Raw genomic sequence first — 14,361 nt, forward strand, 5'->3', positions numbered from 1 at the left:
ATATTTTTTGATATAATGTCTCTGAGATTGTAAAAAGACTTTTAAAGCTGTTATCTCTCACTTACAGTGAAAATTTAAGGACATATTATGAATAAAAAAACTTTAAAAATACTTGAATATGAAAAAATAATAAATATGCTTGTAGATATGGCAAGCAGCGAGCCTGCAAAAAGGCTTTGTAATAAATTACAGCCATCTACAGATATATCGGAAATACAAAAAAATCAGGCTTATACCACTGCTGCTGTGGATAGAATAAGGCTTAAAGGAAATCTTACTTTATCGGAAGTAAAGGATATATCGGACTCTTTAAAAAGACTTGAGATAGGATCCTCCCTTTCTCAACCTGAGCTTATGAAAGTTCTATCAATCCTCAATGCGGCTTCAAAGGCCATTACCTATGGCCTGCACTCTGAAGAAGAGGACTATGATGTACTTGAAGAGTATTTCAGATCACTTGATGAAATTAAGGATCTTAAAAAGGAACTTTCAAGATGTATAATTTCGGAAGAAATAATGGCAGACAATGCCTCTCCGGAGCTTAGTCATATCAGAAGAAAAATAAAGCAGATAAACTCAAAGATGCATACGGAGTTAAACAATATTCTTAATGCGCACAGAGAATATCTTATGGATGCTGTAATTACCCAAAGAGACGGTGCTTACTGTCTTCCTATAAAAAGTGAGTATAAAAACAAGGTTTCAGGTGTTGTACATGACCAGTCATCTACCGGTTCCACAGTGTTTATTGAGCCGATAGCTGTAATTAGAATGAACAATGAGCTGAAGTCTTTAGCTATGGACGAGAAAAAAGAGATAGAAAAAATACTTGAAAACTTAAGTCTTTTGGCTGCACAATATATTGAGCCTCTTAGAGAAAATGCAAAAACTCTCATCTTCCTTGACTTTGTATATGCCAAGGCAAATCTTTCAAAGAAGATGAATGCAAGTGAGCCTAAGTTTAACTCAAAACATTATATAAATATAAAAGAAGGCAGACATCCTTTGCTTGATGCAAAAAAGGTGGTACCTATCAATATCTCATTAGGTGATAACTATGATCTGCTTATTATCACAGGACCTAATACCGGCGGTAAAACTGTATCTCTTAAAACAGTGGGCCTGTTCACTCTTATGGGACAGTCGGGACTTCATATACCTGCTTTTGAAGGAAGTGAGCTTTCAGTATTTAGTGATGTATTTGCCGATATAGGCGATGAGCAGAGCATAGAGCAATCCCTCTCCACCTTCTCAGGCCATATGAAAAATATTGTTTATATTTTAAATCATGCAGATGCCAATTCACTCTGTCTTTTTGATGAGCTCTGTGCAGGTACCGACCCTACAGAAGGTGCGGCACTGGCCATATCAATACTCTCATTCCTTCACAGAATGCAAAGCAGATGTATTGCCACTACTCACTACAGCGAGCTTAAAGTGTTTGCACTGAATGAGCCCGGTGTTGAAAATGCCTCATGTGAGTTTGATGTTGCCACACTCTCTCCTACTTACAGAATTCTTATAGGAGTGCCGGGAAAATCAAATGCCTTTGCCATAGCCGGCAAGCTTGGGCTTCCGGATTATATAATTGCGGAAGCGGATACTCATCTTGAAAAGGATGCAAAGGACTTTGAGGATCTGCTTACAAGGCTTGAAAATGACAGACAGATAATAGAGAAGGATAAATTATCCATTCAAAAATATAAAAGAGAAATTGAAAGCCTGAAAAGGCATTATGATAAGCAGGAAGAAAATCTTGCCGCAAGAAAAGAAAAGATTTTGGAAGAGGCAAAAGAAGCAGCCAGAAAAATCTTGGAGGAAGCAAAGGAAACCGCTGATGATACTATTAAAAATATAAATAAAATAGCATCAGGCGCAGGTCTCGGCTCGGCTCTTGAAGAGCAAAGAACAAGGCTTCGAGAATCTATAAATAAAAATACCAAAGTAACCGAGATAAAACAAAATACTGTAAAGGCCAAAAAGCCTAAGGAACTTAAGCTTGGTGACAGTGTACATGTTATAAGTCTCAATCTTGACGGTATAGTATCTTCTCTTCCAAATCAAAGCGGTAACTTCTTTGTACAGATGGGTATACTCAGATCTCAAGTAAATATATCCGATGTAGCTTTGGTTGAAGAGCCAAGCAATAAACCTGAGAATAAGACAAGAACAAGAAGTTCTTCAATGGTAAAATCCGCTACAATATCCACAGAGATAAATGTAATAGGTAAAAATGTGGATGAGGCATGCTCCGAACTTGATAAGTATTTGGATGACGCTTTGCTTGCCCATCTTCCGGGCGTAAGAATTATTCACGGAAGAGGTACAGGTGCATTGCAAAAGGGTATACATGCCTATCTGAAAAGGCAGACCTTTATCAAGAGCTATTCTCTTGCCGACTTTAACGAAGGCGGTAATGCTGTAACTATCGTACGTTTTAAATAATTTATAGGTGTAAAATGGCAGAAAAACAAAGAATTTTAATTGTAGATGATGATGAGAATATTGCGGAACTTATTTCATTATATTTGATGAAGGAATGTTACGAAACAAAAATAGTGGGTGACGGCGAATCGGCCCTTGCAGATTTTGATGAGTTTAAACCTCATTTGATCCTTCTTGACCTTATGCTGCCCGGTATTGACGGCTATCAGGTTTGCAGGGAGATAAGGGCAAAGTCCGGTACTCCTATAATAATGTTATCAGCCAAAGGTGAAGTATTTGATAAAGTACTCGGCCTTGAACTAGGTGCCGATGACTATATGATAAAACCTTTTGATTCAAAAGAACTTATCGCCAGAGTAAAGGCGGTAATAAGGCGATACAACAGCAGCACAATCTCATTGCCTGAGGTACATACCGGCGGTGAGTATGTGGAATATCCCGACTTAAACGTAAATATGACAAATTATGCGGTGACATACCTTGGAAAGAATGTTGAAATGCCCCCAAAGGAGCTGGAGCTTTTATACTTCCTCTCCTCCCATCCCAATCAGGTTTTTACAAGAGAACAATTACTTGATAATATCTGGGGATATGAATATATAGGTGACACCAGAACTGTAGATGTACATATCAAAAGATTGCGTGAAAAAATACATGACAATAAATTTTGGTCGATATCAACCGTATGGGGTATCGGATATAAATTTGAGGTTAAAAAATGAAACTCTCTCTATATCTAAAATTTATTTTAGCTTATATAGTTTTCGGTATAGCAGGTTTTGTGGCAATAGCAACTATTTCCAGCCATTTGACCTATTCATATCTGGTCGATTCCAGAAGCCAGACGCTTTATGATGAGGCTAATCTTATCGCCTCTACCTATTCTACAGTATATGAAGGTCAAAATATCTCACTGGCAGAAAGCTATCCGCAGCTAAAGGCTGTAGCAACTTTCCTCAATGCCAAGATATGGGTAATGGACAGAAACGGCAAGATAATAGTGGATGCCGAAAATAAAAGAGTGTCGGACATTATCTCGGATTTTGATCCTACCGCTACCGGTAATAAGTCATATATGGTCGGAAATTACTTTAACTCATTTGATGAGGATTATCTGAGTGTTTCCGCACCTATTACAGGTAATTTTCGTACTTACGGTTATGTGGTCATCCACCTTCCTATGGTAAATGTTACAAAGAGCCAGTACCATATCTTAAATATAGTATATGTGACCTCTCTGATAGTATTCTTACTTTCACTGATTATTTTAATAGTATTTCAGCGTATTGTTTATTCGCCCCTAAAAAAGATAACAGACGGTGCAAAGGCCTATGCCGAGGGGGATTTAAAATATGAAATAAAGGTACATTCAAATGACGAGATGGGTTATCTTGCGGCAACGCTAAACTATATGTCGGATAAACTTGATGATACCGAAAATTATCAAAAAAAGTTTATTTCAAATGTATCTCATGATTTTCGCTCACCTTTAACATCTATAAAGGGATATCTTGAGGCTATTTTGGACGGTACCATTCCCCCCGAGATGCAGGAAAAATACCTTACAAGAGTTATTGATGAGACAAACAGACTTACAAAGCTTACGGAAAGCATTCTTTCACTGGATTCAATTGAAAGTGTAAAGCTTAATAAAACAAGCTTTGATATAAACAAGATGATCAGAGATACCGCCGGCAGCTTTGAAGTACAGTGTAACAGTAAAAATATTACCATTGAACTGATATTTTCCAATGTCTCACAATATGTTATCGGCGACTATACAAAGATACAGCAGGTACTCTATAATCTTATTGATAATGCCATAAAATTTTCCTCTCAAAACTCTTCTATCATTGTGCAGACCAGTTTAAAAAAAGAGAAAATTTTTATTTCAGTTAAGGATACCGGAATAGGTATTGCAAAGAATGAACAGTCCAAGGTCTTTGACAGATTCTATAAATCAGACCTCTCCAGAGGTAAGGATAAGAAGGGTACCGGACTTGGACTTGCAATAGTAAAGGAAATATTACAGACTCATGGCGAGAATATAGATGTTATAAGTACCGTAGGTGTAGGTACTGAATTTATCTTCTCTTTACCCGCGGGAAAAGAAAATTAATATGATTTTTAAAAAGGAACTTTTGCGCAAAACAAAAGTTCCTTTCTTTTATTACTGTTCTTTTTTCAATTCAACTTTTTGATTTAGCTCGGCAAAGCTTGTAGCTAATGAAGCAAGTCCGCTAAGTTCTGTAGGAATGATAATCTTTGTCGCTTTTCCGTCAGCTACCTTCTGGAATGCCTCAAGCCCCTTAAGTGTAAGTACCTTCTGGCTTGGATCCGCCTCTGAAAGCACTCTTAAAGACTCTGCCTGAGCCTTCTGGATTGCAAGTATTGCCTGTGCCTGTCCTTCAGCTCTCTTAATAGCGGTTTCCTTTTCAGCCTCTGCATTAAGTATTGCAGCCTGCTTATTACCCTCTGCTACAAGTATCGCACTCTCCTTCTTAGCCTGAGCCTCAAGAATATTTGCTCTCTTCTCACGCTCGGCCTTCATCTCCTTCTCCATTGCAACTCTGATATCCTCAGGTGGCAAAATACTCTTTAACTCCACACGATTTACCTTGATGCCCCATGGATCTGTAGCTTCATCAAGCTCTGATCTCATAGCTGTGTTTATTGTATCTCTTGATGTAAGAGTCTGGTCTACAGTCATATCACCTATGATATTTCTAAGAGTGGTCGCTGTAAGGTTCTCTATAGCTGATATAGGTCTCTCAACACCATAAGTATAAAGCTTAGGATCGGTTATCTGGAAATACACTATAGTATCTATCTGCATAGTAGCATTATCCTTTGTAATAACCGGCTGTGGCGGGAAATCCACTACCTGCTCTTTTAATGAAATAACCTTTGATATTTTATCAAAGAAAGGGTTGATAAAATGTAATCCTGAACGAAGTCCTTGTGAATACTTTCCAAGTCTCTCAACTACATATACTTTTGACTCAGGTACTATCTTTATTGCCTTTACCGTAATCACGAATATAATAGCCAATAAAACAACAATAATTCCATAGCCTATCATTTGTTATGTCTCCTTTAAATAAATTAATTTCTGCCTATAATTATCTTATTGCCTTCAAATTTATCTATGTCGGCAATATCTCCGGGCTTGAGTTCCAAATTTGCAATTGCTGTCCATATGCCGCCTTTAAATCTCACATCATAAATATAATTGTTATCTTCAACAGATGTAAGCTTTACTATCTTTACCTTCTCAGTATCCATACTCTCCTTACCCTTCATAAAGGATTTGAAAATACTTCTAAAGAATACAATAAAGATCAATGACAGTACACAGAATATGATGACTTGTATCTCAAGTGGTTTAACAAACAAGGATATCGGCATCATAATGAGTGCCGCAATGGCCAGCCACACTGAAACCAGTCCGGGAATTATAATTTCTCCAATGGCAAATATAGCAAATAAAACACCCCAATAAAACATATTTCCTCCTTTCGCTTATAAGTAATTCTACTAAAGCCTATTAGAAATATAACACTATATTATCACCTTTATTATAGCACAAATTATACTTATATGCTAATAAAAACCTCAAGGATATCCTTGAGGCTCTTATTTTTATAATATAGATTATCTAACCCACTTGCCGTTGCTGTCTACCCAGTATCCGTCAGGAGTTCTGGCATTATACCACATTGCTCCGTCAGCACCTACATAGTAAGAACTACCCTGGTAGTTGATCCAAGCGTTTCTGTACATATAGCCCCAGTGATCAAAGTAATACCACTTACCGTTGTCCTTGATCCAGCTGTCTGCTACATATGAAGTACCTGCATTAACGTTCAACTGATAATACCATCCGTGCTCGTCTCTACGCCACTCACCTCTGTCTCCAGGCATACGCTCTAAAATTGCTGCCTGCGCTGTCACAGGGGGAACTACCACACCGCCAAGACTGAATGCTGCAAATAAAATTGCTGCTGATTTGATTAAACCTTTTTTCATCATTCCTCCTTCTCTCCTATACCATCGTTAATCTGACAGATTAACTGTCTTTATATAGTATAAACTAATTTTGTATTTTATATCTTACATTGTGTTTACAAAATATTTGCTAATTACATACATTATGTATAAGAATATCTATTTACTCTTTAAAGCCGGAGTCCAGTAGCTGTTATTGTATATATCTGTGAATTTATAAGTAATTTGATTGTCATCCTTCACAAGAACATATGATACCTTCGGAGCAGTCTTTCCAACCACATACTCTTCATCCAGTTTATAATCATCCAGGTATGTACCGTCATATCCGTAATAAGCATATATAAACTGTATTCTGTCTCCCTCGACTATATCTGTTATATTCTTTGCAATGGTTTCTGTTTGTGTTGCTTTATAATCTGTATTTGCTCCTGCAAGATATCCGTTAGGATGCTCGCCGTCAAATATAATTATAAGATTGGCTCTGTCTCCGTTTAAAATAACAGGTACACGTCCTATAGTAACCGTCTCATCTCCGTTTTGTGTTGTTGAAAGATGATAATATGCAACAGGTTGCTGATCTATAGCAATCCATGCTCTTTGAGTATCTGCAAGCATATCTCCGTTTTCATCAAACTCAAAGAAATTGTCAAGTCCCATATCTATATATCCGCTTCCCTCGTCCAAAAGCATATTTTCTTCTATACTTGATACCATATTCCACTCTTCCTCAGATAAATGAACCTTAGGTGTGGAATAACGATCTGTCCACTGAAGCTTTGAAGCGTCAAGCCTGTTTGATAAAACATAGTTTCTTATTGTTTCATCAGACATATTTCTGTTTTGTAAAAATCCTATACTTGAAGTATCAAGCCCTATATTTGCAAGGCTCTCTGATGATAAACTTCCTGATATAAGACTTGCTATCAAACTGTCAATATCTGCCGCCGAAAATGAACCTGAAGTACTTCCTTGATAGTTTCCCGTTACCGTATTTGCAGGAGTCGTCTCTCCTCCGCCTACAATCTGTCCGCTCGCCTGCAATGTCGCAAACTGCTGTATCATCTTGGTGTACTCACTGTCCATACCGATGTCACCATAGGTCTGAACCATTCTGTCAACCTTTGACAATTTCTTATATGGGAAATAGATTGAGAGCCCATATGAGTTTGACATATTTGAAGACGTTCTGTTGTACTTTACAGCACCAAGTATTGACTGTATTGTAGGGTCGTTTTCATTCTGCTCCAGATTATACACAAGGTTTACCAAATCTACCTGATCTATATTTGATGATTTTGCAAACTCTCTGCTTGCAGTTCTTGCATAAGATACCTTACTGTATTCATTATTTTCTATATATGATGCTGTATCTCTTGCAAAGCTTGAAAGGCTGCTTGGGACTGTAGCCTTAAGCTCGGCCAAATCCACCAAGGAAAGAGTTGTAGACTGTCCTCTTGCACTTCTGTTACTCTCATCTATGAAATCATCCACAATCTTTTTACCCAGATCAAGAGTGGAAATTGCAGTATTACTGCTAAGATTACTTAGCCAATTTGTATAATACCATCCTGTTCCCGGCTCTGTTTCCTCAGATGCAATCAAATAATCCGCATAATCTGAAAGTGCAAGTGCAGTCTCTGTAGTAGCCATAAGACAGGCATCAAATCCTATAAAGTCATACTTTATACCTGTCTGCGCAACAGCGGCTTTTATTTTTGCAAGATTCATTGATCCCGAGTTAGGATTTTTTTCATCATATCCATATCCTGTTACAGAACCGCCGCCATGATCCCAGAGAATAAGCTGATATCTGTTAGCCGAAAAATTATTCTTACAATAGTCGATAAATCTAACCAATGTATTAGGGTCTGTCATTGAAGTATTTAAATTATCATCTGCAAGCTTATTCATTTTTCCGTCCGCTATCCGATATATCTCATTATTTGATGATGAAACTACCGAGTTTTGCCAGGTATTTGTTCCTCCTGTATATACAAGCAAATTAACATTACTTGAAATATTGGCCTTTGTCATCTCAATCAGATCTTTCGTAGCCATTCCGTGCTTGCTCTCCAAGTCGGTACCGCACATATATACCATTACGGTTACACTGTCACCGCCTGTAGGCCTGTAAAATTTCTCTCTGGCACTTTCATGCACTGAGGTATCCAGTTGTCCTCTGTTATCGGCAACTCCGCTCCATGCACTTCCCACACCGCTTATACTTGATGCCGCCGTGCTTCCGATTGATGAAGGCAAAGTCGGTATACTGATCATCGGAGCTGTTCCGCTACTTGTACTATTTGTACTATTTGTACTGCTGCTTAATCCTCCAAGTATTGAACTTAATATATTACTTTTTTTACCTGTGGCAATACTTATTATTACGAAAACTACGACTATCAATAGGCTGAAAGGCGAACGTCCTCCGCCTCCACCTCTTCCGTATGAATTCCTGTTTCCTCCACCGGAACCTCCCACAAACGATCCTCTACCCAAAACACTTCTACCTGTTCCGGTAACCTCTCTTCCATGCGATGTTGGTCTACCCATCTACTCTCCTCCTGTTTGTTATTTATGCCGACAATACTTTAAGCATAGTTTATTCTAACAATAATCTCAGCATACCGCAATAAATCATTACAAACAGTTATTATTTTGCATCATATTTGCATATTACAAGCCTGTTATTCATAAGACATATGATTGGAAGAAAGATTTTGCCATACCATTTCATCTGCTTTGCTATTTGTTTTGTAAAGTTTATAAATCCGATTTGCTTCAGTTTAGGATTAAGTTCTATAATCTCTTTGCCGTTTGTAACTCCAAAATGATACTCGGACTTGGTTCGTTTTACAGCCTTGTTCGTTTTTGCCTTATTCACAAGTCTTTTGGAAAGACAGTCCAGATGAAGTACAAAATGTTCAAAATTATCTGTCAGTATATTTAAAAACTCCTTCACCTGCTTAGGATAAAAATACATAATCATCCCCTCTGAAATAATCAAAAGCTTCTCTCCCTTTGTATCTATCTCCTTTGTCCATGACTTATCAAGGGCTGATTTTTCGATATTTTTTACTCTGTCATTTTCCTCAAAGAATTTTTTTCTTAAACTTATTATCTCCGGAAAATCTATATCATACCAATGTATTCTACCGTTATCTACGCGGAAAAATCTTGTATCCAGCCCTGAGCCAAGTGAAACTATATGACAATCAGGGTATTTGTCTATAAACTTTTTCACCTCATCATCCATAACCTTGGCTCTCGCAATAATACCTAAAAGATTCACTTTTTCATTACTGAAAGAGCCAAAATCATAGTCAATCATATCCACCATTTCAGCCGACTTTTTATCCTTTAATATAGATTTTTCAGATCTGTAATCCCTTGCCCTTGCATCCAAAGTTATAAGCATAGTCTCCATAACACCTTCAAGTTTTATCTTCATAAAAGCCTCCATTTACCGCTATACCTACGGTATAAAAATATATATAATCTGATTATGTTAGTTTTTACTAACTTAGGTTATATCATACTTCTATTTTATGGAAAACTCAATAAATTCATCTTTTTAATAAATTTATAAGAATTGTAAAGAATCATATCTTTATAATTTAACGATCCGCCTTTTACTTTACATCTTTAAACCGTTAAAATTTTTGAATTTTTTTATTATTTTCACATATACAAGAGGTTATAAAAATTGTTTTTTTCTTAGTATATGAATATTATTTAATTAAAAGAGTATATTTTTTGTTTACATTTTGCAATATTATGTTTGGTAATTGACCTATTCTTTATTTGTGATAAAATAATATTCAGCAAATATATTTGTAATATTATTTTTAATATTTTGGGAGGAATATATGTATAAACTAAAAAAGATACCCTTACTGCTTTCTGTTTTATTACTGTCCTTACAAGGATGTTCAGGAAGTAAAGTTACATCTTCAGATATGCAGGGGAAAAAGTTTTTTTATCAGGTTTCAGATGCTTCTTGTTCTACAGGTAAATATACTTTGGATGAACTTGCAGAACGTAGAAAAAACCCTTTATTCATTGATAATTTGCAGAAATTTAATGCGGAACTGAATTCAACAGATACTGTAGATTTTTATAATATGAAACATGCGTATGTAGATTTTATAGGTAAGTGGAATAAGCCGGAAGATTTGACATATGGTTATAAAGAAAAACTGGATTTAATAGATAAAAAGATGCTTGTCAATAAAAAGCTTGAGTATATAACTCCGGTAGATGCATTTATTCTAAATCAAAAAACAATGCAAAAACTGGGACTGGATTATTTATCAGATCAAGATTTTATATATAACGGTGAGTTTCCCATGGTACTTGGCTACGGCTTTAAAGAGTATTATAATATCGGTGATACAATTCCTATAAGATATTCAGGAGAAAGATTTAACGGTAAGGTGGTAGGTTTTTATGATAAAGATTTAGTCTTTGATGAATTTTCACATTGTGACAGCTATTCCACTGTTATAATTCCATATATGGATAATCTTGAAAGCAAGGATGATTACGAAAACAAAGAGAGCTTTCTTGATGCTTATAAATCACTTGAAAATTTAGGCTATATCTATTTCCCAAATACCGGAGATTATAAAAAAAATAAAGATGCTGTGGAAGAATTAGCTCAAAAATATAATTTAGATTACACTGTACTGAGAGGTTATTAAAATGATAATACCGGTTAGATGTCGGCTTGTAAAAACAGGTCGGCATATTTTATTTTTGAATTATGGTATGTATTGATTAACTAAAAAAAGCCCTGAAAACAAGGCTTAAAAATAAAAAAGAGCGCGAGACGGGACTCGAACCCGCGACCCCGACCTTGGCAAGGTCGTACTCCACCAACTGAGCCACTCGCGCATAAATATATTCTATCACTATAATTAAAAATTGTAAAGATGTACCTTCAAAACTGCCTACCAAACTGCATTTCTTATAAATTTTTTCCTATCTTTTGGTTAAACCCTCGACCTATTAGTAACCATCAACTTAATACATTACTGTACTTACATCTTGGCCCTATCTACCTCGTAGTCTTCAAGGGGTCTTACTGTTTTCACATGAGATATCCCATCTTGAGGGGGGCTTCACGCTTAGATGCCTTCAGCGTTTATCCCGTCCCGACATAGCTACCCTGCCATGGAGTTACTCTCCAACAGGTACACCAGCGGTCAGTCCGTCCCGGTCCTCTCGTACTAAGGACGGCTCCTCTCAAATATCTTACGCCCACGCCGGATAGGGACCGAACTGTCTCACGACGTTCTGAACCCAGCTCGCGTACCGCTTTAATGGGCGAACAGCCCAACCCTTGGGACCTGCTACAGCCCCAGGATGCGATGAGCCGACATCGAGGTGCCAAACCACTCCGTCGATGTGAACTCTTGGGAGTGATAAGCCTGTTATCCCCAGGGTAGCTTTTATCCGTTGAGCGATGGCAATCCCACTTTATGCCACCGGATCACTAAGTCCTACTTTCGTACCTGCTCCACCCGTCGGTGTCGCAGTCAAGCTCCCTTCTGCCTTTGCACTCTTTGAATGGTTTCCGACCATTCTGAGGGAACCTTCGAGCGCCTCCGATACTCTTTCGGAGGCGACCGCCCCAGTCAAACTCCCCGTCTGGCATTGTCCCCCGGCCGGATTACGGCCGCAGGTTAGAAATCCAGCAATACAGGGGTGGTATCCCAACGGCGACTCTGCATAAACTGGCGTCCATGCTTCTATGTCTCCCACCTATCCTGTACGAGTATTACCGAATCCCAGTACCAAACTGGAGTAAAGCTCCATGGGGTCTTTCCGTCCTGGCGCGGGTAACCAGCATCTTCACTGGTACTTCAATTTCACCGGGTGCATTGTTGAGACAGCGCTCAAATCATTACGCCTTTCGTGCGGGTCGGAACTTACCCGACAAGGAATTTCGCTACCTTAGGACCGTTATAGTTACGGCCGCCGTTTACCGGGGCTTCAATTCAAAGCTTCGTTTCCTGACTTCTCCTCTTAACCTTCCGGCACCGGGCAGGCGTCAGCCCATATACTTCACCTTGCGGTTTCGCATAGACCTGTGTTTTTGCTAAACAGTTGCTTGAGCCTTTTTTCTGCGACCACTATTCCTAGTGGCACCCCTTCTCCCGAAGTTACGGGGTCATTTTGCCGAGTTCCTTAACAATGCTTCTCCCGCCGGCCTTAGGATTCTCTCCTCATCTACCTGTGTCGGTTTGCGGTACGGGTACATATAACACAATAGCGGCTTTTCTTGACGGCTCCCTAACCGACTTCCCTACTAATTTTCGGTACGCATCACGTTTTCCCCTTGCATGGTGGTTTTTCCTCCCATACAGGTACTTCGCTTGCCCCGGTTTTTGTCCTCCCGGGTTCGGTTTTTAGTCTCCGTGTCCCCACAGTTCTGATTATATGTAGTACAGGAATCTGTACCTGTTATCCATCGACTACGTCTTTCGACCTTGCCTTAGGCCCCGACTTACCCTGAGTAGATCAGCTTTACTCAGGAAACCTTAGATATTCGGCCAAGAGGATTCTCACCTCTTTCTCGCTACTCATTCCGGCATTCTCTCTTCTTATTACTCCACCATTCCTTCCGGTATGGCTTCTACGCCTCTAAGAATGCTCCTCTACCAATGTATAATATACATTCCTAGGCTTCGGTGTTGTGTTTAGCCCCGGACATTTTCGGCGCAGGACCTCTCGACTAGTGAGCTGTTACGCACTCTTTTAATGTATGGCTGCTTCTAAGCCAACATCCTAGCTGTCTTCGAAATCCCACATCCTTTTCCACTTAACACACACTTTGGGACCTTAGCCGTAGGTCTGGGCTCTTTCCCTTTTGACTACCCAACTTATCTCGTGTAGTCTGACTCCCGTCAATCATCTAGCCGGCATTCGGAGTTTGATATCTCTTGGTAGGCTTTGACGCCCCCGCAAAAATTCAGTGCTCTACCTCCGGTAGACTAATAACGAGGCTAGTCCTAAAACTATTTCGAGGAGAACCAGCTATCTCCGGGTTCGATTGGAATTTCTCCCCTATCCACACCTCATCGCCACCCTTTTCAACGGATGTGCGTTCGGTCCTCCATTCACTTTTACGCGAACTTCAACCTGGACATGGATAGATCACCCGGTTTCGGGTCTACACATACTGACTAAACTCGCCCTATTAAGACTTGGTTTCCCTTCGGCTCCGTATCTTTAATACTTAACCTCGCCTGTACATGTAACTCGCCGGACCGTTCTACAAAAAGTACGCGGTTCACCTTTCGGTGTTCCACAGTTTGTAAACATAGGGTTTCAGGTTCTTTTTCACTCCCCTCCCGGGGTTCTTTTCACCTTTCCTTCACAGTACTATACGCTATCGGTCACTGACTAGTATTTAGCCTTGGGGGGTGGTCCCCCCTGCTTCCCACAAGGTTTCTCGTGTCTCGTGGTACTCCGGATACTGCTGGATTCAATATATTTTCCCTTACACGGCTCTCACGCTCTTTGGCCCGCTTTTCCAAAACGGTTCAGGTAATATATCTTACTCGTGTTGCAGTCCTCTACCCCGCAGTGCACGCACCACGGTTTGGGCTCTTACGATTTCGCTCGCCGCTACTTTCGCAATCACTGTTGTTTTCTTTTCCTCCGGCTACTTAGATGTTTCAGTTCACCGGGTTCCCCTCTGTACGTTATGTATTGGCGTACAGATACTTGGAGTTCTTCCAAGTGGGTTTCCCCATTCAGACATCTGCGGATCACTGAATATGTGCTTCTCCCCGCAGCTTTTCGCAGCTTGTCACGTCTTTCTTCGGCTGTCAGTGCCTAGGCATCCACCCTACGCTCTTTATGTTTAACCTCTTAAATCATTTAGATTTAGTGTTT

Annotated in this window: 9 protein-coding genes, 1 tRNA gene and 1 rRNA gene; 4 read left to right on the forward strand and 7 right to left on the reverse strand. The window is 39.1% G+C overall.

Features of this window, described 5'->3' with window-relative positions; genetic code table 11:
* Positions 1 to 87: 87 nt before the first annotated feature.
* The 3 genes from EHV10_RS12810 to EHV10_RS12820 are packed head-to-tail and all read left to right on the forward strand — an operon-like array spanning position 88 to position 4,564.
* A complete protein-coding gene (locus tag EHV10_RS12810; protein ID WP_128674990.1) occupies positions 88 to 2,445 on the forward strand; it encodes an endonuclease MutS2 in 2,358 nt (785 codons plus the stop codon).
* 14 nt (positions 2,446 to 2,459) lie between these two features.
* Positions 2,460 to 3,167 carry a response regulator transcription factor gene (locus EHV10_RS12815; RefSeq protein ID WP_128674991.1) on the forward strand — a complete coding sequence of 236 codons (708 nt, stop codon included), beginning with the start codon at positions 2,460 to 2,462 and terminating at the stop codon, positions 3,165 to 3,167.
* Entirely contained in the window at positions 3,164 to 4,564 is a 1,401-nt protein-coding gene (locus tag EHV10_RS12820) for a sensor histidine kinase (RefSeq protein ID WP_128674992.1), read from the forward strand. Before EHV10_RS12815 ends, EHV10_RS12820 begins: the two co-directional genes overlap by 4 nt.
* Positions 4,565 to 4,615: 51 nt before the next feature.
* Here the strand turns inward: EHV10_RS12820 and EHV10_RS12825 are convergent, their stop codons facing one another.
* The 5 genes from EHV10_RS12825 to EHV10_RS12845 all read right to left on the reverse strand — a co-directional run bounded on the left by EHV10_RS12825 (position 4,616) and on the right by EHV10_RS12845 (position 9,907).
* A complete protein-coding gene (locus EHV10_RS12825) occupies positions 4,616 to 5,527 on the reverse strand; it encodes an SPFH domain-containing protein (RefSeq protein WP_128674993.1) in 912 nt (303 codons plus the stop codon).
* 23 nt (positions 5,528 to 5,550) lie between these two features.
* Positions 5,551 to 5,952 carry an NfeD family protein gene (locus EHV10_RS12830; protein WP_128674994.1) on the reverse strand — a complete coding sequence of 134 codons (402 nt, stop codon included), beginning with the start codon at positions 5,950 to 5,952 and terminating at the stop codon, positions 5,551 to 5,553.
* A gap of 147 nt (positions 5,953 to 6,099) precedes the next feature.
* On the reverse strand, positions 6,100 to 6,474 hold the full coding sequence (locus EHV10_RS15160; RefSeq protein ID WP_128674995.1) for a choline-binding protein A: 375 nt from the start codon (positions 6,472 to 6,474) through the stop codon (positions 6,100 to 6,102).
* Between the two features lie 138 nt (positions 6,475 to 6,612).
* On the reverse strand, positions 6,613 to 9,009 hold the full coding sequence (locus EHV10_RS12840) for a clostripain-related cysteine peptidase (RefSeq protein ID WP_128674996.1): 2,397 nt from the start codon (positions 9,007 to 9,009) through the stop codon (positions 6,613 to 6,615).
* A gap of 100 nt (positions 9,010 to 9,109) precedes the next feature.
* Positions 9,110 to 9,907 carry a class I SAM-dependent methyltransferase gene (locus tag EHV10_RS12845; protein WP_128674997.1) on the reverse strand — a complete coding sequence of 266 codons (798 nt, stop codon included), beginning with the start codon at positions 9,905 to 9,907 and terminating at the stop codon, positions 9,110 to 9,112.
* Positions 9,908 to 10,325: 418 nt separating this feature from the next.
* Between EHV10_RS12845 and EHV10_RS12850 the strand changes: the two genes are divergently transcribed.
* On the forward strand, positions 10,326 to 11,159 hold the full coding sequence (locus tag EHV10_RS12850; RefSeq protein WP_128674998.1) for a hypothetical protein: 834 nt from the start codon (positions 10,326 to 10,328) through the stop codon (positions 11,157 to 11,159).
* A 120-nt stretch (positions 11,160 to 11,279) separates the two neighbouring features.
* On the opposite strand, the gene EHV10_RS12855 is transcribed toward EHV10_RS12850, so the two are convergent.
* Both EHV10_RS12855 and EHV10_RS12860 read right to left on the reverse strand, forming a co-directional pair.
* Positions 11,280 to 11,352 (reverse strand) — tRNA-Gly (locus EHV10_RS12855).
* A 94-nt stretch (positions 11,353 to 11,446) separates the two neighbouring features.
* Positions 11,447 to 14,335: ribosomal RNA gene (locus tag EHV10_RS12860) — 23S ribosomal RNA — on the reverse strand.
* Positions 14,336 to 14,361: the final 26 nt, after the last annotated feature.

Origin of the sequence: Lachnoanaerobaculum gingivalis (assembly GCF_003862475.1) — a bacterium.
GTDB lineage: Bacteria > Bacillota > Clostridia > Lachnospirales > Lachnospiraceae > Lachnoanaerobaculum > Lachnoanaerobaculum gingivalis.

Coding starts and splice junctions, on each gene's coding strand:
- EHV10_RS15160 (WP_128674995.1), bottom strand. CDS start 6,474: ATGAAAAAAGGTTTAATCAAATCAGCAGCAATTTTATTTGCAGCATTC.
- EHV10_RS12850 (WP_128674998.1), top strand. CDS start 10,326: ATGTATAAACTAAAAAAGATACCCTTACTGCTTTCTGTTTTATTACTG.
- EHV10_RS12815 (WP_128674991.1), top strand. CDS start 2,460: ATGGCAGAAAAACAAAGAATTTTAATTGTAGATGATGATGAGAATATT.
- EHV10_RS12820 (WP_128674992.1), top strand. CDS start 3,164: ATGAAACTCTCTCTATATCTAAAATTTATTTTAGCTTATATAGTTTTC.
- EHV10_RS12840 (WP_128674996.1), bottom strand. CDS start 9,009: ATGGGTAGACCAACATCGCATGGAAGAGAGGTTACCGGAACAGGTAGA.
- EHV10_RS12845 (WP_128674997.1), bottom strand. CDS start 9,907: ATGAAGATAAAACTTGAAGGTGTTATGGAGACTATGCTTATAACTTTG.
- EHV10_RS12810 (WP_128674990.1), top strand. CDS start 88: ATGAATAAAAAAACTTTAAAAATACTTGAATATGAAAAAATAATAAAT.
- EHV10_RS12830 (WP_128674994.1), bottom strand. CDS start 5,952: ATGTTTTATTGGGGTGTTTTATTTGCTATATTTGCCATTGGAGAAATT.
- EHV10_RS12825 (WP_128674993.1), bottom strand. CDS start 5,527: ATGATAGGCTATGGAATTATTGTTGTTTTATTGGCTATTATATTCGTG.